General features: G+C 69.7%; 20 protein-coding genes. 11 read left to right on the top strand and 9 right to left on the bottom strand.

Going from position 1 to position 19,801, the window contains the following annotated elements:
* Positions 1–9: 9 nt before the first annotated feature.
* Positions 10–1,284, bottom strand: coding sequence for a lipase family protein (locus ABZW96_RS17580; protein WP_355075759.1), 1,275 nt, complete (start codon positions 1,282–1,284; stop codon positions 10–12).
* 110 nt (positions 1,285–1,394) lie between these two features.
* Entirely contained in the window at positions 1,395–2,069 is a 675-nt protein-coding gene (locus ABZW96_RS17575) for a hypothetical protein (protein WP_355075758.1), read from the bottom strand.
* A gap of 360 nt (positions 2,070–2,429) precedes the next feature.
* Here ABZW96_RS17575 and ABZW96_RS17570 point away from each other — a divergent pair, with 360 nt between their 5' ends.
* Positions 2,430–2,753, top strand: coding sequence for a YbjQ family protein (locus ABZW96_RS17570; RefSeq protein ID WP_355075979.1), 324 nt, complete (start codon positions 2,430–2,432; stop codon positions 2,751–2,753).
* 5 nt (positions 2,754–2,758) lie between these two features.
* On the opposite strand, the gene ABZW96_RS17565 is transcribed toward ABZW96_RS17570, so the two are convergent.
* A complete protein-coding gene (locus ABZW96_RS17565) occupies positions 2,759–3,568 on the bottom strand; it encodes an APH(3'') family aminoglycoside O-phosphotransferase (RefSeq protein WP_355075756.1) in 810 nt (269 codons plus the stop codon).
* A gap of 134 nt (positions 3,569–3,702) precedes the next feature.
* Between ABZW96_RS17565 and ABZW96_RS17560 the strand changes: the two genes are divergently transcribed.
* Both ABZW96_RS17560 and ABZW96_RS17555 read left to right on the top strand, forming a co-directional pair.
* The gene (locus ABZW96_RS17560; protein WP_355075754.1) at positions 3,703–4,200 is read left to right on the top strand and encodes a MarR family winged helix-turn-helix transcriptional regulator; all 498 of its coding nucleotides are present in this window, start codon (positions 3,703–3,705) and stop codon (positions 4,198–4,200) included.
* Positions 4,201–4,209: 9 nt separating this feature from the next.
* Positions 4,210–6,771 (top strand): MFS transporter, encoded by a 2,562-nt coding sequence (locus tag ABZW96_RS17555; RefSeq protein WP_355075752.1) that lies wholly within the window; start codon positions 4,210–4,212, stop codon positions 6,769–6,771.
* 103 nt (positions 6,772–6,874) lie between these two features.
* Here the strand turns inward: ABZW96_RS17555 and ABZW96_RS17550 are convergent, their stop codons facing one another.
* The gene (locus ABZW96_RS17550; protein WP_355075750.1) at positions 6,875–7,894 is read right to left on the bottom strand and encodes a crotonase/enoyl-CoA hydratase family protein; all 1,020 of its coding nucleotides are present in this window, start codon (positions 7,892–7,894) and stop codon (positions 6,875–6,877) included.
* Positions 7,895–8,002: 108 nt separating this feature from the next.
* Between ABZW96_RS17550 and ABZW96_RS17545 the strand changes: the two genes are divergently transcribed.
* Positions 8,003–8,602: a helix-turn-helix domain-containing protein gene (locus tag ABZW96_RS17545; RefSeq protein ID WP_355075748.1), complete on the top strand. Its 600-nt coding sequence runs from the start codon at positions 8,003–8,005 to the stop codon at positions 8,600–8,602.
* A 221-nt stretch (positions 8,603–8,823) separates the two neighbouring features.
* Positions 8,824–9,726 carry a cutinase family protein gene (locus ABZW96_RS17540; RefSeq protein WP_355075746.1) on the top strand — a complete coding sequence of 301 codons (903 nt, stop codon included), beginning with the start codon at positions 8,824–8,826 and terminating at the stop codon, positions 9,724–9,726.
* A 1-nt stretch (position 9,727) separates the two neighbouring features.
* Here ABZW96_RS17540 and ABZW96_RS17535 read toward each other — a convergent pair whose 3' ends face one another.
* Entirely contained in the window at positions 9,728–10,177 is a 450-nt protein-coding gene (locus ABZW96_RS17535; protein WP_355075745.1) for a MarR family transcriptional regulator, read from the bottom strand.
* Between the two features lie 92 nt (positions 10,178–10,269).
* Between ABZW96_RS17535 and ABZW96_RS17530 the strand changes: the two genes are divergently transcribed.
* Entirely contained in the window at positions 10,270–11,055 is a 786-nt protein-coding gene (locus tag ABZW96_RS17530) for a class III extradiol ring-cleavage dioxygenase (protein ID WP_355075743.1), read from the top strand.
* Positions 11,056–11,064: 9 nt separating this feature from the next.
* On the opposite strand, the gene ABZW96_RS17525 is transcribed toward ABZW96_RS17530, so the two are convergent.
* Positions 11,065–11,433, bottom strand: a complete 369-nt coding sequence (locus ABZW96_RS17525) for an Rv3235 family protein (RefSeq protein WP_355075741.1) — start codon at positions 11,431–11,433, stop codon at positions 11,065–11,067.
* A gap of 345 nt (positions 11,434–11,778) precedes the next feature.
* Here ABZW96_RS17525 and ABZW96_RS17520 point away from each other — a divergent pair, with 345 nt between their 5' ends.
* The 4 genes from ABZW96_RS17520 to ABZW96_RS17505 all read left to right on the top strand — a co-directional run bounded on the left by ABZW96_RS17520 (position 11,779) and on the right by ABZW96_RS17505 (position 15,445).
* A complete protein-coding gene (locus ABZW96_RS17520; RefSeq protein ID WP_355075740.1) occupies positions 11,779–13,026 on the top strand; it encodes an alpha/beta hydrolase in 1,248 nt (415 codons plus the stop codon).
* A gap of 102 nt (positions 13,027–13,128) precedes the next feature.
* A complete protein-coding gene (locus ABZW96_RS17515) occupies positions 13,129–14,223 on the top strand; it encodes an LLM class flavin-dependent oxidoreductase (protein ID WP_355075738.1) in 1,095 nt (364 codons plus the stop codon).
* Positions 14,220–14,825, top strand: coding sequence for an FMN reductase (locus ABZW96_RS17510; RefSeq protein WP_355075736.1), 606 nt, complete (start codon positions 14,220–14,222; stop codon positions 14,823–14,825). Before ABZW96_RS17515 ends, ABZW96_RS17510 begins: the two co-directional genes overlap by 4 nt.
* Before the next feature lie 71 nt (positions 14,826–14,896).
* A complete protein-coding gene (locus ABZW96_RS17505) occupies positions 14,897–15,445 on the top strand; it encodes a YceI family protein (RefSeq protein ID WP_355075734.1) in 549 nt (182 codons plus the stop codon).
* Between the two features lie 43 nt (positions 15,446–15,488).
* Here ABZW96_RS17505 and ABZW96_RS17500 read toward each other — a convergent pair whose 3' ends face one another.
* From ABZW96_RS17500 to ABZW96_RS17490, 3 genes are read right to left on the bottom strand one after another with little or no spacing between them, the layout of a single operon-like run.
* A complete protein-coding gene (locus tag ABZW96_RS17500; RefSeq protein WP_355075732.1) occupies positions 15,489–16,328 on the bottom strand; it encodes a DUF72 domain-containing protein in 840 nt (279 codons plus the stop codon).
* A gap of 48 nt (positions 16,329–16,376) precedes the next feature.
* Entirely contained in the window at positions 16,377–17,894 is a 1,518-nt protein-coding gene (glpK, locus tag ABZW96_RS17495) for a glycerol kinase GlpK (RefSeq protein ID WP_355075730.1), read from the bottom strand.
* Between the two features lie 48 nt (positions 17,895–17,942).
* Positions 17,943–18,707, bottom strand: coding sequence for an IclR family transcriptional regulator (locus tag ABZW96_RS17490; RefSeq protein WP_355075728.1), 765 nt, complete (start codon positions 18,705–18,707; stop codon positions 17,943–17,945).
* A gap of 256 nt (positions 18,708–18,963) precedes the next feature.
* On the opposite strand from ABZW96_RS17490, the gene ABZW96_RS17485 reads away from it, so the two are divergent.
* Positions 18,964–19,773, top strand: a complete 810-nt coding sequence (locus tag ABZW96_RS17485; protein WP_355075726.1) for an MIP/aquaporin family protein — start codon at positions 18,964–18,966, stop codon at positions 19,771–19,773.
* Positions 19,774–19,801: the final 28 nt, after the last annotated feature.

Here is a 19,801-nt window from a genome sequence, read left to right as displayed (position 1 = left end):
CGAACTCCGTCATCGACCGAGCGCGATGGACCCCATATCCGCGACGGCGCAGCCGTTGGCGACCGGTATCCCGGCGAATCGGTCGCGCAGCCAAGCGACCACGCTCTGCTCGGCAAGGGTGTTGAGGGTCAGATGTTCGCTCGCGTGGTCACGGATGTAGGTGACGCGAGCGGCGGGGTCGCGGCAGTAGGCGGCGGCGAGTGCGTCGGCGGGACCGATCGGGACGAGCCAGTCCGCGGTCGCGTGGTAGAGGAAGACCGGTGCGTCGGGCACCGACTTGCCCATTCTGGTGCGGTCGAAGACCGCGCGCAGCACCGGCGTGTGCAGTAGACCGCCCTGGACCAGGCTGTCGATGTCGAGGAACGGTTCCGTCGCGGCCTGATACAGCACGCAGCCGCTGTCCTTCGCGTCGAGCAACCGCCGTCCCGTCGGCGTCGCGTTCGCCCGCAGGTAGGCGTCCAATTCCGGCTCCTCGCGGGCCAGACCGATGATGGCGGCCGCGACCAGACCCGCGCCCGGCCCCTTGTTCGCCGCCAGCGACAGCGCCTCGAGGTCGACGTCGGTACCGCCGGAGACGACGCCGACCAGGTTCACCTCCGGCGCGTAGGAGCTGCGCGACTCGGCGCCGTGCAACGTGGGGACCGAACCTCCGGAATAGCCCCACATCGCCACCTCGGTATCCGGTCCAGGCAGTCCCAGCGGACCGAACCGCTTTGCGGCGCGGATGCCGTCCAGGGCGATCCGCGCGGCCAGCGGGCCGTGGGCGAACGCCGAGTTCGGCCCTTGATGATCCGGCACCACGACCGTCCACCCCTGCGCCAACAGCGCCGCAGCGCTGCGCAACGGGTCGATCTGCCCGTCCAGCAGACCGGCCCCCATCGACCGGCGCACGGTATAGGACGGCGCGCAGAACAGTCCGGTGGAATCCTCGGCGGCGTGCAGCGACACCAGCTTCCCGTTCGCCGCGGGCGGTTTCAGCAGCGTCGCGACGGCGGCGATGGGCTGGTCGGCGCTGTTGTTCGACCGGTAGGAGATCTGCCATGCCTCGGCATCCAGCGCCCCAGGCGCCTGGTTCGCGATGGTGACCGGCCGCGCGGCGAGGATTCCGCCGGGCCGCTGGGCGCCGATCAGCTCGGCGGGCGGCCGATAGAAGGGGTCCTGCTCCGGCGGCGCCGGATCCGCCACCGCCGGGAGTCGCGGCTCCGCCTGTGACGGCGGGCCCGGTATCGCCAGCAGCACCGAAAGAGCGGTTCCGACAACCGCGCACCACCGTGCGAACACCACCGACGACCTCCCCTTGGAATCGATCGCTTATGCACCGCATTTCGCGCCGATCGACCGCCCCGGCAGTGGCATCGTAACGAAAGTCCCCGCGCTCGAAAGGGAGATCGGACTCAGTTCGGTGCGGTGATCTTGGCGATGGTGGATCCGCCGTCGGCGGTGACCACGGTGACGAACTGCCGGTAGGTGCGGCTCGTGGCGTCGGGGCGCAACTCGGTGATGACCACGTCGTAGCGTCCGTCGAGCATGGGGGTGATCATGACGCAGTGCTGCGTTCCGGTGGGGACGGAGGCGATGCCCGCATCGATCACGGCGACCGGCGGCACCACGGCGTCGGGCGCCGTCAACGATCGCGCTACCGCTCCGGACCGGGTCGCGTAGTAGGCGTGCTGGAAGGCCAGGATCACGTCCGGCCCCGAGGCCGTGGAGCCGGTCCCGTTGCCGCGCACCAACTGTGCGCCCCGGGTCGGCTCACAGCCGGGACCGCCGCCGAGCACCGGGTCCGCTACCGTGGCCGATTGCCGAGGAGCCGACGCCGCGTCGGTGTAGACCAGGACCAGCGCGGCCGCGGCGAGCGAGGCGGCCAGCCCGGCACCGCCGACCAGCCACGCGCGCCGAGCGCCGCGCCGGGCACGGCGTCGATCGCGGTGGGTCCGATGCCGGTCGCGTTCCCGGCGCGGCGGCGGCTCGTCGGCGGAGATCATCCCGGGCCACGTGGGCACGCGTTCGGCCCCGACCTGGCCCGGGCGGGCGCGTCGGCCGCCGGGCTCGGACGTGTTCGACGACATGATCTCGCCGCACCCCCTTTTACCGGTGCCTATTCGGCCACCGTGGGTTCCCTCTCAATGCCGTTGCGCAATAACAACATTGCATATCTCTTCGGATTCTGTCGGTCGAATGCTCAACAGGCAAGGACGAACTCCGCCACGACAGTCCCGGAACACGCGAAACCGGCCGATCGGGACCGGGCGGTCGGTGCGATTCCGGGCCTCCGGGCGATCTCGCCGCGGACGGAAGCGACGCGGCCGCCCTGCCGCCGTAGCATCCCGCACATGAGCCAGCCGATGCCGCCGCCCTATCCGCAACATCCCGCGCACCAGCCGCCGCAGCCGTATCCTCCGCCCCCGCCGCCGGGACCGCAGTTCCCCATCCTGGTCTCGACCATGAACGACGTTCCCGGACAGGAGATCGCCCGGGTCTTCGGCGAGGTCGCCGGGCTGACCGTGCGCAGCCGCAGCTTCGGCTCGAACTTCAGCGCCGGTTTCCGTTCGCTGGGCGGCGGGGAGATCCCCGAGTACACCCAGCTGCTCTACCAGTCGCGGCACGAGGCGATCATGCGGATGTGTCAGCACGCCATGTCGTTCGGCGCGAACGCGGTCATCGCGATGCGCTTCGACTGCAACGAGATCGCCGGGACGATGAGCGAGGTGGCGGCGTACGGCACCGCCGTTCTGCTCAAACCCTCTGCCTGATCGAGCTAACCCCAGGTCAGCGGGTCCAGATGGAGGAAGAAGCGCTGACGATCGGCATCCAGCTCGATGCCGTAGCGGGCGGCGAATGTCCGGTCGGCCTGTTCGGCGCGCCGCTCGTCTTGCCATGACTCCCGGGAATTGGCGAGCAGCAAGGCGATATCGGCGTAGGGGTCGGCGATGCCGAGACGCCCGAGGTCGACGAAACCGGCCACCGTGTGCGTTTCCGGATCGAGGATGATGTTGGGCAGGCACAGATCGCCGTGGCACACCACGGCTTCGGCGAACTCCTGGGTCATCCTCGGCTCCAGCTCACCGGCCAGCCTGGTGAGCAGGACGGTGGGCGGAGTGCCCTGCTGTTCCTCGGGGAGGAACTCGGTGTGCACCGCACCCCGGACCACCACATCCTGGGCCATCGCGAACATCCGCGCCAGGCCACGATCGAACGGGCACTGCTCGGTGGGCACCTCGTGCAGGCGCCGCACCGTGTCCGCGATGGATTCCCAAGCGCGGCCCAGTGTCTCGCCGGATACCGCGTCCGCGGGCACGCCCGGGACCGCGCTGGTCACCAGGCAGGCGCCATCGTCGCCGTCCCGCCAGTCCAGCACCCGGGGGCCGGGCATATCGTGGCTGTCGAGCCAGACGATCTTGTCCCGCTCCAGCGCGAGGTCCGCGACCCCACCGGGATCGGCACACTTGGCGTAGCGGGAGCCGTCGGCGGACCGGAACACCTCGGCGCCGGACTCCCCGCTGCCGACCGGCGCCCATCGGCAATCGGACGGCAAGGCGGCACGGAAGCGGACAAGCGACTCGGACACGCCATCGACGGTAGCAACGGAACCGGCGCGTGACCCACCTCGCAGACCCCCGGCAACCCGGATGTATAGTTGCTTAAAGCAACTAGTTGTGGTTGCCAATCAATGTGCTGGTGGGGAACATCGAGGTGAGTGTCATGTCCGCAACCGCTCGCGAGCGCCGGATCACGGCGGCCGAACTCGCGGCCGCCGACGAACTCGGTCAGCGGCTGGTCCGGTTCATGCGCGCGGTCAACCGGGCGAAATGGCAGCCCGTCCGGCCGGGTCCGGACGGACTGGAGCGACTCGCCTACGCCGTGCTGTTCTCCCTCGTGCACGAGGGACCGCAGCGCGCGGGCAGGCTCGCCGAACTGCTGCACGCCGAGGCATCCACCATCAGCAGACAGAGCAGACAACTCGTGGCACACGGCCTGGTCGAGCGCCGGGCCGACCCGGTCGACGGCCGGGCGTGCGTGCTGGCGGCCACCGCGGAAGGCGTTCGCGTCTTCGAGGAGAATCGCGCCCAGCGCAACCGGTGGCTGGCCGACATCCTGGCCGACTGGCCCGCATCGGACCGCGACACCTTGACCGCGCTGCTCGACCGGCTCACCGCAGGAATAGAGACCACCACCCGACACCCAGCCGATCCGAAATAGGGCTCATTCATGACGACTTCCACCACCCGGGCTCCGCGGAACCCGGCCGCAGGCGCGGACACGTCACTGTCGCACCGGCAGATCCTGACCATCCTGTCCGGGCTGCTGCTCGGCATGTTCCTGGCCGCGCTCGACCAGAACATCGTCAGCGTCGCGATCGTCAAGATCGCCAACAGCCTGCACGGTTTCGACGAACAGGCCTGGGCGACCACCGCTTACCTGATCACCGCCACGATCACCACGCCGCTGTACGGCAAATTGGCCGACATCTACGGCCGTAAGCCGTTCTACCTCACGGCGATCAGCCTGTTCGTGATCGGTTCGGTGGCGTGCACCTTCGCCACCTCGATGTACCAGCTCGCCGCGTTCCGCGCGTTCCAGGGCCTGGGCGCGGGCGGCCTGATGTCGCTGGCGTTCACCATCATCGGCGACATCGTCCCGGCGCGCGAACGAGTGCGCTACCAGGGCTATTTCATGATGGTCTTCGGCACGGCCACGGTGCTGGGTCCGGTGCTCGGCGGCTTCTTCTCCGACTACGAACAGCTCGGCGGCATCGAGGGCTGGCGGTGGGTGTTCCTGGTGAACGTCCCGGTCGGCGTGCTCGCGCTGCTCGTGGTCGCCAAGGTCCTCAACGTGCCGCACCAGCGCCAGCATCACCGGATCGACTGGTTCGGCGCGCTGACGCTGACCATCTGCGTGGTGCCGCTGCTGATCGTCGCCGAACAAGGCAGGCACTGGGGATGGTCCTCGCATCGCTCGCTGCTCTGCTACGGCATCGGCGCGGCGGGTCTGGTGCTGTTCCTCCTGGTCGAGTTCTTCATGAAGGACTCCGCGCTGATCCCGTTGCGGCTGTTCAAGAATTCGACCTTCAGCGTCACCATCGCGGGCGGATTCATCGTCGGCGTCGCGATGTTCGGCGCGATCACCATGGTTCCGCAGTACTTCCAGGTCGTGCGCGGCTACTCGCCGACCAAGGCCGGTCTGCTGATGCTGCCCTTGGTGCTCGGCATCATGATCGGCTCGCAGGCCGCGGGGCGGATCACCAAGAGCACGGGCCGCTACAAGATCCTGCCGGTGACGGGCACGTTCATCGTCGCGGTCGGCGCGGTCCTGTACGCGCAGGTGCACTACGACAGCCCGCTGTGGCAGCCGCTGGCCATCGGCGGACTGATCGGGCTCGGGCTCGGCTGTTGTATGCAGACGCTGATCATCGCCGCGCAGAACGCCGGTCCGCGCTCCGACATGGGTGTTTCCACCGCGTCGGCCACCTTCTTCCGGCAGATGGGCGGCACGCTCGGCGTCGCGGTGTTCCTGACCATTCTGTTCAATCTGCTGCCGCACCGGATCACCGACGCGTTCGGCGGCGCGCTGCCACCCGGGTTCGGGACCGAGCAGCTCAGCGGCATGCAGTCCAACACCAGCGGCATCGCGGCGCTGCCCGACGCGCTGAAGGTGCCGATCCTCACCGGCTTCACCAACTCCATGCACGGGGTGTTCTACGCCGCGGGCGCGGTCGCGCTGCTGGCCTGCGTGGTGCTGATGTTCATGAAAGAGATCCCGCTCCAGGACACTCCGGCGCCCGCCGCGCAGACGCCGGTCGAGCAGACCGAGGCCGCCGCGTCGCACTGGGACGCGGATCAGGTCTGGGAGGGCGCCGCGCAGGCGCTGTCGGAGCCGGTGCTCGCCGCGGCCGCGGGCGGCTACGCCTCGGGCGAACCGGCGGCCAACGGCGCGTACCTGCGCGAGCCGCGGGCGAATTTCGACGGCGCCGAGCACGAAGGCCGTTCGCTCAACGGCTACGTCCATCGCGAGGACGGCAGGCCGGTGCCCGCCGCCGCACTCACGCTGATCGACCATCAGGGGCGGCAGGCCGCGCGGACGAACGGCGGCGCGGACGGCAGTTACCTCGTCGGCGTGCCCGACGCGGGCAACTACGTGCTGATCGTGTCGGCCGCGGGACATCAGCCCGCCGCGGTCAACGTGACCGTCGCAGACCGGCCGCAGCAATTCGACATCACCTTGCTCGGCTCCGGCGAGGTGTCCGGCGTGGTCCGGTCCAGCACCCTGGGCGAGCCGCTGCCGGGCGCGACCATCACGCTGACCGATCTGGACGGCGAGGTCGTCGGATCCGCGACCGCCGAGGGCGACGGCGGCTACGTTTGCCACGGCGTGGTGCCAGGCACGTACACCGTCGTGGCGGTCGCCGAGCACATGCGTCCCAGCGCGACCGCGCTGACCGTGCCGGACAGCGGATTGCTGCACCACGACATCGTTCTCACGCCGATGGCGGTGCTGGCCGGGTCGGCGTGGGCGGACGGCGGCCGGGCGGTCGCGGACGTGCAGATCAGCGTGCTCGACGCGGCGGGCGTGCTGACCGCGACGACGCGCACCGACGAGAACGGCCGCTATGTCGTCGCGGATCTCGCCGAAGGCGACTACACGGTCGTCGCCCGGGGCTATCCCGCGGTGACCAGCCGGATCACGGTGAGCGGCGGCGAGGTGGCCCACGACGTGCGGCTGGGCTACGACCTCGAGGACGAGGCGACCGGGAAGGTCCCGCCCGTCCGCTGACGGATTTTCCGGCGTACGGAGGAGGGGCGGTGGTCACCGGACCACCGCCCCTCGCCGTTCGCGCCGGTGGATTCGGCCGATTCTCACTCGGCTCAGAAGCGAATCATCCCTCCGGCCGGCCGCGTTTGTGGTCGCCGAATGGTTCGTCGCGTTCCCGGACCGCCGTGCGGAAACCGGCGGTAGCAGCGCGGGTTTGGAAGGCGTAACCCTCCGTGGTGTGCCGGGAGATCCCGTCGAAGACGGTGCTGATCATGCCGGAGTTCGCCACACCCTGGGCGTACAGCGCCGAGTTCAGCGCCAGTTTGGCCATCATCAGCTGGTTGATCGGCATGCGCGCGATCCGCGCGACGAATTCCTCGGTGCGCGCGTCGAGTTCGTCGGCCGGCCAGGATTCGATCGCCAGGCCCCATTCCACCGCTTGCCTGCCCGTAAGGCAGTCGCCGGTGAACAGCAGACGCTTGGCGCGCTGGTCGCCGAGGCGATGCGCCCACATGCCCGCCGCCGGGACACCCCAGACCCGGGTGGGCGGGTAGCCGATCTTGGTGTCGTCGGCGCAGATGATCTGATCGGCGAACAGGGCGATGTCGCTGCCGCCCGCCACGGCGAAGCCGTGCAGTTTGGCCACGGTCGGCTTGTTCGCGTGCATCAGGCTGGCGAAACCGCGGTTGAACCGACTCATCATCGCGTAGTCGATCATCGGGTCCCAGGTCCGCGCCGGATCGTGATTGCGGCCCTGCACCACCGGGTCGACGACCGTCCCCGCCGCGTCGCCGGGACCGCCTGCCACCGCGAAACTCTGCTCGGCGAACATGCTCAGGTCGTATCCGCCGCAGAATCCCTTGCCGCGCCCGGACAACAGGATCACGTGCACCCGCGGGTCCAGATCCGCGCGTTCCACCGCGTGCGCCAGGTCGTTCGGTGTGTCGGGCGTGATCGCGTTGCCCTTCTCCGGCCGGTTGAAGGTGATGCGCGCGATGCGGCCGTCCCGCTCGTAAGTCAGCGTCCGGTACTCGCGTGCGTCGTCCGGGTCCGGGCGTCCGGCCCACGGTGAGTCCGGCTGCTCGGTCCACCCGCGATACCACGCGCCCGCGTCGCCATCGGCCCTGATGTCACTGTCGGTCATCGCTTTCCCTTCGACGCTGGTCCCGAACCCGTCTCCGCAGTCTGGCGCAAACGCCGATTGACAGTCAACATTGACTGTGAAAATGTCGCGCCGACGGAGGGAGCCGGAATGGCCGGACTACGCGAGGAACAGAAACGGGCGACCCGCGCCCGCATCCTCGACGCCGCCGCCGACCTGCTGGCCCAACAGGGCTACCGGGCACTGTCCACCCTCTCCGTTCAGCGTGCCGCGCGGGTCAGCCGCGGAGCGCTGCTGCATCACTTCCCGACCCTCGGCGCGTTGATCACCGACCTGGTCGGCCATCTGGTCGCGCGCAACGAAGCGGCGGTACGAGAGATCGCGGCCGGACTCGGCGACGGAGCCGATCCCGTGCCGCGCGCCTTGACCGCCCTCTACGAATCGATGGCGCGACCGGCGGCGCAAGCCGAGTTCGAACTGTGGACGGCCGCGCGGACCGATCCGGCGCTTGCCGAGGCGTTGCGCGTGGCCGAACGAGAAGCCGGGCGCGACTTGCGGCGCGTGGTGGACGCGCTGTTCGGCCCGAGCCTCGTCGCCCACCCCGGCTATCCGGCCGTCCGCGATCTCACCGTCGCGATCCTGCGCGGCACCGCGATGTCCCGTCCGCTGCGCACTTCGGAGCGCGCCGCCACGGCAACCATCGACCGATGGGCACAGGCCATCGCAGTTCTGCTCGCACCAGGCATTTAGCAATCAGGGAGCGTCGAGGCGACCGAACTCGCTGTGATACGCGTCACTTGCGCCCCGGATTGTGCCGTCTCACACACTCTCGCTATCCTGGCTGCACTTTGAGACCACCGAGTCTCAATGCAGCCTTCGACGGGGCCGGGTTCGACCACCGCGCGGCGCCGGCGAAGGCCTTTCCTGCCGGGGAGCGCCTGCGGCGCCTGTACTTACCAGGAGCAAACGCCATGCGATCGAAGTGGATCTCGGCGGCCATCGGTTTCACGGCGATGGCGCTGTCGTGCGTAGGGCCGGGCAGCGGGCCCGCCGTCGCCGAGCCCGAGTGCCCGAGCATGTACGTGGTGGCCATCCCGGGCACCTGGGAAACCACCACCGATGGCGAGCGCCCCGGCCCCGGGATGCTGGCCGGAGTCACCAACGGCCTGCCGTCCTCGGTGCGGGTCGACTACGTCAGCTACGCCGCGACCGCCTTCCCTTGGGAGACCGAGGTTTACGGCGCGTCCAAACGCGAGGCCGTCGACAACGCGCGCGGCATGATCGGAGCGATGGCCAGGGCGTGCGGCGCGACCAAGATCGCATTGCTCGGCTACAGCCAGGGCGCGGACGCCGCGGGCGATCTGGCCGCCGAGATCGGCACCGGGATCGGCGTCGTGCCGCCGTACCGGATCGCGGCGGTCGGACTCATCTCCGATCCGCGCCGCTCCCCCACCGACGCGCTGGTCGGTCCGCCGGTGGGCGGCGCGGGCGCGGGCGGTCCCCGCATCGGCGGCTTCGGCTTCGTCAGCCCGCAGACCCGCACCATCTGCGCGGTCGGCGATCTGTACTGCACCACGGCGTCGGACGATTTCGTGACCCGGTTCGCCGGCTTCCTGGCCCAGACCTCCCATCCCGACCCGGCCGATCTCTGGCGCTACCAGATGGAAATGGGCGCCATCGTCGGCGATCTGATGTCCAACGGCGGAATCCCGTTGCTGCAAAGCCAGTTGTCGGAGTCGGCGAACCAGGAACGGGCCCGGTTGCTGGACCAGTTCTACCGCTCCGAGGCGCACACCGCCTACGGCAGCTACCGCGTCGGCGGCGGCGCGACCGCGCTGTCGTGGATGCACGACTGGCTGGCGTCGCTGGCCTGAGTCAGGGCGCGAGCCGCCGCGCGACCTCGCCCAGGCCCTCCGCGACGGCGCTCTGCTGAGCGGCGCTGAGCACGTCGACGAGGACGCGGCGGACGGTCGCGACATGGTCCGGCGCGATCTGCGCCAGCCGTTCCCGGCCCGCGCCGGTGAGCACGGCGATGACCCCGCGCACGTCGGTCGGGCAGGCCTCGCGCACCAGCAGCCCGGCCTTCTCCAATTGCGTCACCTGGTAGGTCAGCCCGCTTTTGGAGGTGTAGAGCGCGTCGGCGAGTTCGGTCATCCGCAGGCGGCCCTCCGGCGCGTCCGCGAGCCGCACCAGCACCTCGTACTGCGTGTGCGACAGCCCTTCCCGCTTGAGCTGCCGTTCCACCTCACGGCCCACCAGCGCGCCCGCCGCGAGGAAGCTGTGCCACACCTGCATCTCGCGCGCGTTCAGCCACCTGGTCTCCACAGCTCCACCCTAACCATATTGTTCAAATTTGAACAATCAGCTACAATTTAGTTCGAATTCGAACTACCTGCGGCCGAACAAGGAGGAGCGCCATGACCAGCGTGAACACCGGAAGAATGCCGGTGCTCTATCTCTCCCACGGCGCTCCGCCACTGGCCGATCACGCGAGCTGGCCCACCGAACTGGCGGCGTGGTCGGGCGCATTGCCGCGCCCCCGGGCGATCCTGATCGTCTCCGCGCACTGGGAGGCCGCGCCGATCGCGCTCGGCGCCACCGAGACGGTGCCGCTGGTCTACGACTTCTGGGGCTTCCCCGAGCGGTACTACCAGGTGCGCTATCCCGCGCCGGGCGCGCCGGAGCTGGCCGAGAAGGTGCGAAACCTGTTGCGCGGACCCGGCGTCGCCGTGGCCGACGTCCCGGAGCGCGGGCTCGACCACGGCGCCTACGTGCCGCTGAAGGAGATGTACCCGGACGCCGACGTCCCGGTGTTGCAACTGTCCATGCCGACGCTGGACCCTGGGGCGCTGCTGGATATCGGACGGAAGCTGGCGCCCCTGCGCGACGAGGGCGTGCTGATCGTCGGCAGCGGTTTCTTCACCCACAACTTGCGCGCCCTGACGGCCGACGACGAACACGTGCACTCCTTCACCGCCGAATTCGACGAGTGGGGCCGCGACGCGCTGGCCGCACACGACCTGGACGCACTGCTCGATTTCGAGCGGAAAGCTCCCGCCGCGCGCCTGGCCCACCCCCGCGCCGAGCACTTCGCACCGCTGTTCGTCGCACTCGGCGCGGGCGAAGACGACCTCGGCGCGCTGCGCACCGTCATCGACGGCTACTGGTTCGGCATGGCGCGCCGATCCGTCCAGCTCGGCTGACGCACCACGTCATCGGATGCGCAGCGCCGTCAGCCGCCAGCCCGCCGAGCGCGTCCGGACGATCCTCGCCGCCACGGCGAAACGGCGACCGCCACGGGCATATGCGGCGAAGACCTCGGCGGTCCTGGCATCCACGAGCGCCACGCTCACCCGGATCGGCACCGCGACGCCGAGTGCGTGACCGGGCACCAGACCGGCGTCGAGCAATGTGCGCACCGCGGCGACGACCGTGGCGTCGGCGACCGCGGCCAGTTGCGGTACGGGTCTCCTACGGTCGAGTACCTCGAGGACGATGCGCACCGCCGACTCGGCGAACCGGCGTGCCGCCGAGCGGGTTTCGTCCCCCGCCTGCGCGGCGGACGCATGACTACGCCGCACCGCGCTACGGATCCCGGCACTCGACCGGCCGGACACGGCGCGCGTCCGCGTGCGGCAAGGTAGCGCCCGTGCCGGCGCGGGATCGCGAACTTCGGCGCGCCCGCGGCTGTCCAAGGGCGGCTCCGGATTCGGAGCAGGCGCCAACCAATCGTGATAACCAGCCATGCAAATCCCTTCGAAACCCCGATGTCGAAACCCTGTGACGACCGATTCTGCGGACGAGACACGGGAAAACGCGCGTAGTCGGCTACCCGATTCCGCCCCGACTCACCAGCACCCGCATCCGGCACGCACGAAGACCGACCTAGGTTGGAGGGCAGCCCCGACCGGAAACGGAGACCTTGGATGGCCGACGAGCCAGGAGCGGATGTGACCGTGCCCGGAGAATCCGCGACCCCGCGTCGCCTGGCCCGCCTCGCGCTGCTGGTATCCGCCGGAGTCCTCGCCGGGTATCTCGCGCTCGGCCAATTGATCGCGATCCTGCCGGTTTCCTGGATGATGCCGCTGCTGGGCAACGCGATCGTGCAGTCGGCGGTGCTCTTGCTCGGCTCGGTCCGTGACGCGCTCGGCTCGTGGAACATGGTGCTGGCGGTGGCCGCGACCGGGCTCGCTCTCACCGCGCTTCGCTCCGGCGAGCGGGGACGGCGCCCGGCGGCCGCGGTGACCGGCGTGGCCGTCGTCGGCCTGGTGCTGTCCGTAGTCACGAGCGCGACGCTGGTGTTCGCGGCGCACGACGCGGCGGGCGTCTGGGTTCCGTTCGCCCCGGCCGTCCCGTTCAGCACCGTCGGTGACGCGCCGGACGAGACCGTCACCTACGCGACCGTCGACGGGCAGCCGATCCAGGCGGATCTGTATCTGCCCGCCCCGGGACCGGCCCCGGCCCCACTGGTGGTGAGCATCCACGGCGGCGCGTTCGTCGCGGGCAGCCGCGGCACCGACGCCTACACGACCTGGCTGGCCGACAACGGATACGCCGTCCTCGACGTCGACTACCGCCTCTCCGGTGCGACCGAGCACCGCTGGGACACCGCGGACGCCGACGTCGCCTGCGCGCTGACCTGGGCCGCCGCGAACGCGCAGCGGTACAACTGGGACCTGCGGCGGATCGCCACGTTCGGCGAGTCGGCGGGCGGCAATCTGGCCGTCAACGTCGCGAACAAGATCAACGCGAGCGCCTTGCGGCCCAGCTGTGGCAGCGCGGAGGAGCTGCCCGAGGTGCGCGCCGCGGTCGCGCTGTACCCGGCGGTCGATCTCACCGCTTCCGGCACCGAGACCGCGCTCGGCGTCGACGCGGCCCGGCAGTATCTCGGCGGTACGCCCGAACAGTATCCCGAACGCTACACCGCGACGAGCTCCGCTCCGCACGTCAGCGCAGCCTCCCCACCCACCCTGTTGATCCAGGGGTCCAGCGATCATCTGGTGCGCGCCGAGCACACCGCGGCCTACGCCGCCGCGCTCGAGACCGCGGGCGTCCCGCAGCGCTACATCGAGCTGCCCTACATGGAACACGCCTTCGGCACCACCGAACTCGACACGGGCGCGCGGGTCACCCGCGAACTCACCAGGACCTGGCTGGCGGAATACCTGCCGTAACCGGCGTCACACCGCCGCGCGGGGAATACTCGGGCACCCCACCCGGTTCCTTTGGTTGCCATATCCACCAAATTGAGTCAGACTGAGAACGAAGGAGGCGTCGTGCAGTTCGGAATCTTCACGGTCGGTGATGTGACGACCGACCCCACGACCGGCCGGACGCCGAGTGAGCACGAACGCATCACCGCCATGGTGACGATCGCGCGCAAGGCCGAGGAGGTCGGTCTGGACGTGTTCGCCACCGGCGAGCACCACAACCGGCCGTTCGTGCCGTCGTCGCCGACGACGATGCTCGGCTACATCGCGGCGCGGACCGAGCGGCTCCAGCTCTCCACCGCGACGACCCTGATCACCACGAACGATCCGGTGAAGATCGCCGAGGACTTCGCGATGTTGCAGCACTTGGCCGAGGGGCGCGTCGACCTCATGCTCGGCCGCGGCAACACCGGCCCGGTCTACCCGTGGTTCGGCAAGGACATCCGCGACGGCATCCCGCTGGCCATCGAGAACTACCACCTGCTGCACCGGCTCTGGCGCGAAGACGTGGTCGACTGGGAAGGCAAATTCCGGACGCCGTTGCAGTCGTTCACCGCCACGCCGCGCCCGCTGGACGACGTTCCGCCGTTCGTCTGGCACGGCTCGATCCGCAGCCCCGAGATCGCCGAGCAGGCGGCCTACTACGGCGACGGCTTCTTCGCCAACAACATCTTCTGGCCGAAAGAGCACTTCCAGCGACTGATCCGGCTGTACCGGCAGCGCTACGAGCACTACGGCCACGGCTCCGCCGACCAGGCGATCGTCGGCCTGGGCGGACAGGTGTTCATGCGCAAGAACTCCCAGGACGCGGTGCGCGAGTTCCGCCCCTACTTCGACAACGCGCCGGTGTACGGACACGGCCCGTCGCTGGAGGAATTCACCGAGCAGACCCCGCTCACCGTGGGCAGCCCGCAGCAGGTCATCGACAAGACGCTCACCTTCCGCGAAACGTTCGGCGACTACCAGCGCCAACTGTTCCTGATGGACCACGCGGGCCTTCCGCTGAAGACCGTGCTGGAGCAGCTGGACCTGCTCGGCGAGGAAGCGGTGCCGGTGCTGCGCAAAGAGTTCGCGGCCCTGCGCCCGGCGCACGTGCCGGACGCCCCGACGCACGCGAGCCTGGTCGCCGCCCGCGACGCTGCCGTTGAGGCGACCCGATGACCCGCATCGCCGTCGTCTCCGCGGGCCTGTCGCAGCCCTCGTCGACCCGGCTGCTCGCCGACCGGCTCACCGCGGCCACCGCGGCGGCGCTGTCCGCGTCCGGCGCGGACGCGACCGTCGACGTGGTCGAGGTGCGCGAGCACGCGCGGGATCTGGCCGACAACCTGCTGACCGGATTCGCGCCGACCGGGTTGCGCGCGACGCTCGACACCGTGGCAGGCGCCGACGGCCTGATCGCCGTCACGCCGATCTTCAACGCCTCCTACAGCGGCCTGTTCAAGACGTTCTTCGACGTACTGGAACCGGACGCGCTGGCAGGGATGCCGGTGCTGCTCGGCGCGACCGGCGGCTCGGCGCGCCACTCCCTCGCGTTGGAACACGCGCTGCGACCGATGTTCAGCTACCTGCACGCGGTGGTCGCGCCCACCGCGGTGTACGCGGCGTCGGAAGACTGGGCATCCGCGGCGACCGAGGGGTTGAGCGCTCGGATCGACCGCGCCGCAGCGGAATTCACCGCCGCGCTGACCAACACGCCGCGAGCGCGTGGCGCCGATCCGTACGACGACCCAGTACCGTTCGCACAGCTGCTCGGCACTCACTGATCTTCCCCCGACCGATCCCACCCCCATTCACACCCAACTAGTTCAAGTCTCAACTATCAAGGAGAAACGTCATGTCGACCGGAACCACCAACGCTCTCACCGCGGGCACCTGGGCCATCGACCCCGCCCACTCCACGCTCGGCTTCTCGGTGCGCCACCTGATGGTCAGCAAGGTGCGCGGCCGCTTCACCGACTTCTCCGGCAAGCTGGTGATCGGCGAGGACGGCAGCGCCTCGGCCGAGGCCGAGATCCGGGTCGACTCGGTCACCACCGACAACGAACAGCGCGACGCCCACCTGCGCACCGCGGACTTCTTCCAGGCCGAGCAGTTCCCGGTGGCCACATTCAAGTCCACCGGTTTCCGGGTGAAGGGTGACGATTTCGTGGTGGACGGCGAATTCACCATTCGCGGTGTCACCAAGCCGGTATCGCTCGAGGTGGAGTTCCTCGGCGTCAACCCCGGCATGGGCCAGGGGCCGGTCGCGGGCTTCGAGGCCAAGACCGTGATCAACCGCCGCGACTTCGGCATCACCATCGACATGCCGCTGCCCGACGGCGGCGCGGTGATCAGCGACAAGATCACGCTCACCCTCGAGGTCGAGGTCGGCCTGCAGGCCTGATCCGCGCGGTCCCGCGGCTCGATGCCGCGGGAGGCGTTTTCCGTCAGAACAGCGTCATGGGCTCGGCGGCGGCGGGCTCGGGCAGCGGCTCGAGCTCGGGCAGCCGGGCCCTGACCGCGTCATGGAAACGGCGGGCCAGCTCCAGCGAGCCCGCATTGTCCGGCGTGTGCAGGAACACGGTGGGCGAGCGGCCTTCACGCAGCCATTCGGCGACCGTCCCGACCCACGGCCGCCAGCCGTCGACGGTGCGCTGGACGTCGTCGCGGCCGTGATAGCGCACGATCGGGTATTCGGTCAGCGCGCGCATCCTGCGCCGCACCCGCGGCTTCTTCGCGGCCGCCTCCTGTTCCGCCGCGCTGGCGGGCGGACCGTCGAAAAGCACGGTGGTGTCGAACGGCACCCATTCGGCGCCGACCCTGGACAGTACGTATTCCAGCCTGCGCGCCGCCTGCTCGTCCTCGAAGAACGCGGGGTGACGCACCTCGACGGCGACCCGGTACGAGCGCGGGAAGTCGCGCAGGAAACCGGCCAGCACACCGAGATCGGTGGGTCCGAACGAACCCGGCAGCTGGATCCACAGGGCGTGGATGCGTTCGCCGAGCGGCTCCATCGCGGCGAGGAAGGACCGCAGCTCCTGCTCGACGCCGGTCAGTCTGCGTTCGTGGGTGATCGGCTTCGGCAACTTGAGCACGAAGCGGAACGCGGGATCGCATTGCGCCGCCCATGATTCGACTGTGCGCAGCGACGGCGTTGCGTAGAACGTCGTATTGCCTTCGACCGCGTTGCACCACGTGGCGTACCAGCGCAACCGCTCCCCCGGGGAGAGCTGACGTTCCTGCCAGGCCGCGTGCGTCCACATCGCACATCCCACGTGAAGCCGCATGCTCTCGACGCTAACCCACGCTCCCGACACGAGCGCCGGGCCCCGGACTCACCGCCGCGCCCGCTTCTTCGACCGCACCCAGCCGAAGGTCAACTCGACCGCGCGTTTCCAGTTCTCGTACTCGTCCTCCCGCAGCTCCGCGTCCATGCGCGGAACCCATTGGGCGGCAAGGCGCCAATTGTTGCGCAATCCCTCGAGGTCGGGCCAATACCCCACGGCGAGACCCGCGGCGTACGCCGCGCCCAGTGAGACCGTCTCGGCGACGAACGGACGCAGCACCGGAACATCCAGCACATCGGACACGATCTGCATGAGCAGGTTGTTCGAGGTCATCCCGCCGTCCACGCGCAGTGCCGCGGCTTGCAGGCCGGAGTCGGCGTTCATCGCCTCCACCACGTCCCGGGTCTGCCAAGCGGTCGCCTCCAGCACGGCGCGCGCGATGTGGCCCTTGGTGATGTAGGAGGTCAGCCCGGCGATGAGACCGCGCGCGTCGCTGCGCCAATGCGGCGCGTACAGCCCGGAGAACGCGGGCACGACGTAGCAGCCGCCGTTGTCTTCGACGGTGCGCGCGAGGGTTTCGATCTCCGGCGCACTGGTGACCAGTCCGATGTTGTCGCGCACCCATTGCACGAGCGATCCCGTGACCGCGATCGGCCCCTCCAGCGCGTAGACCGGCTCGGGGCCGATCTGGTAGCCGATCGTGGTGAGCAGGCCGTGCTCGGAACGCACCAGGTCGCGTCCGGTGTTCATCATAAGGAAGCCACCGGTGCCGTAGGTGCACTTGGTCTCCCCACGCGCGAAACAGGTTTGGCCGAACAACGCGGCATGCTGGTCGCCGAGGGCGGCGGCGATCGGGATGCCGGGCACGACCCGGCGCGTGTTGCCGTAGGACGCGATCGAGGGCTGGATGCGCGGCAGCATGCGGGCGGGGATGCCGAAGAACTCCAGCAGTTCGTCGTCCCAGGCGAGGGTGCGCAGGTTCATCAGAAGGGTGCGGCTGGCGTTGGTGACGTCGGTGCGATGCAGCCCGCCGTCGGGGCCTCCGGTGAGGTTCCAGATCAGCCAGGTCTCCATGGTGCCGAACAGCACCTCGCCCCGTTCCGCGCGCTCGCGCAGACCTGGCACCGAGTCCAGCATCCAGCGCAGCCGCGGCGCGGCGAAGTAGCTGGCCAGTGGCAGGCCGCACAGCTCGCGGATCCGGTCGGCGCCCGGCTTGTCCCCGAGCTCGCGGACCAGTTCCTCGGTGCGCACGTCCTGCCAGACGATGGCGCGTCCGATCGGCGTGCCGGTGCGGCGGTCCCACACCACGGTGGTCTCGCGCTGGTTGGCGATGCCCAGCGCGGCGATCCGGTCGGCCGTCACACCGGAATCCCGCAGGGCCTGCGGCACGATCCGCTCGACATTGCGCCAGATCTCCAGCGCGTCCTGCTCCGCCCAGCCCGGCCGCGGATAGTGCTGCCGGTGCGGGCGCTGCGCGACGCCGACGAGCCGGGCACGCTGGTCGAACAGGATGCACCGCGTGGAGGTGGTGCCCTGGTCGATGGCCAGCACGTAACGCTGCTTCATGCTCGGCTGCTCCTGATCGACATCGGACGGTCACCGCGGGGACGAAAGTCAGTGACTCGTACCGAGATCGCGCGACACCGCCCGTGCGGCGTCGAGCACCTGACCGACCAGCGCGGGCCGGTGCCGCAACTGGGCGTCACAGAGCCGGTCCACCGCGCCGGTGATGCCGATGGCGCCGACCACGAGGCCACCGGGCGCCCGGATCGGCGCCGCGATACCCGCCTCGCCCGTCCGGAATTCCTCGGTGTCGCCCGCCCATCCGGCCTGCCGGACGCCGCCCAGCGCCCTGGCGAGCGCGGTGCGGTCGACCAGGGTGCGGTGTGTGAGCGGGGCCAGCTCGGCGCGGCGCGTCGTGGCGGCCAGCTCGGCGTCGTAGGCGAGCAGGACCTTGCCCAGCGCGGTGGCGTGCGGCGGCAGCAGTTCGCCGAGTTCGAGCGCCTGCTGGGTATTGTCCGGCCGGAACACGTGATGTACCACGACCACCGCGCCGTCCATCGGCGCGCCGATCCGCACCGATTCGCCGGTACGCGCCGCCAGCGCGTCGGCCCAGTTGATCGCGCGGGAGCGCAACTCGTTCGCGTCGAGGTAGCTGGTGCCCAGGTGCAGCAGCGCCGCGCCGAGTTGGTACTTGCCGGTGGCCGGATCCTGTTCGACGAAGCCGACGCCTTGCAGCGTGCGCAGGATGCCGTGCGCGGTCGGCTTGGGCAGGTCGAGCGCGCTCGCGATGTCGCCGACGCCGAGCCGCCCTGAGCCGCGGGCCAGCAGCCGCAGAACGGCCGCCGCCCGCTCGATCGATTGGATCGCACCTGGCATATCGGGGAACCTACCCGTGTCGTGATTCGACAATGTCGAACGGCTGGTGATACCTGAGCAACATCATTGAAACCCAGTGTGAGCTGCGCCATACATCCTCCTCGCGCGTCGGACGGTAGCGTCGCCGCCTTCCGGCAACCAGTCGAGGCGTTCGACATTGTCGAACGGCAGCTGTATCCGGGTTCCGTATCCCGCCGTAGTTTCCGTTTCACGCACGGTCGCGCCCGCGACCTGCGGGGCGAACGGAGGCTCAACGATGAACTTCGGCTCGATCTTCCTCAGTGAAGCACTCGGCACAGGCGTGCTGGTGCTGCTCGGGGTCGGTGTGGTCGCGAACGTACTGCTGGCGAAGTCCAAAGGATTGGACGGCGGCTGGCTGCTGATCAACATGGGATGGGGGTTCGCGGTCCTGGCGGGCGTCTACGTCGCCTACAAGACCGGCGGCCATCTCAACCCCGCGGTCACCGTCGGCATCCTGTTCAGCGGGGCCGACGAGTTCGCCCCCGGCATCGCGATCTCCGGCTCGACGACACTCGCGTACCTGAGCGGCCAATTCGCCGGCGCCTTCCTCGGCGCGACCGTGGCCTACGTCGCCTACAAGCGCCACTTCGACGCCGAGATCGACGAGGAGAAGAAGCTCGCGGTGTTCGCCACCGGCCCCGCGATTCGCGCCCTGCGCTGGAACTTCGTCACCGAAGTGATCGGCACCTTCATCCTCGTCCTGGTGATCCTCACCTTCGGCCACACCCCGAGCGGGCTCGGCCCGGCCGCCGCCGCGCTCCTGGTCGTCGGCATCGGCGCCTCTCTGGGCGGGCCGACCGGATACGCCATCAACCCCGCTCGCGATCTCGGTCCGCGCATCGCGCACGCGCTGCTGCCGGTGAGCAAGCCCGCCCCCGCCGACGCGGTCCTGGTCCCCGTGGGCGCGGGTGCGCCCGCTCCGGCCGAATCGCCCGACGCCGCACCGCACGGCAAGGACTCCGACTGGGGTTACGCCTGGGTGCCGGTGTTCGGCCCGCTGCTCGGCGGCGCGCTGGCCGGACTCGCCGCGCAGTTCCTGTTCTGAATCCTGCTCTTTCCCAGTAATTTCCCGA

Source organism: Nocardia sp. NPDC004168, assembly GCF_040610355.1.
In the GTDB taxonomy this organism is placed as follows: domain Bacteria; phylum Actinomycetota; class Actinomycetes; order Mycobacteriales; family Mycobacteriaceae; genus Nocardia; species Nocardia sichangensis.
Note: the sequence above shows the minus strand (reverse complement) of the source record. Positions and strands in the feature narration are given on the sequence as shown.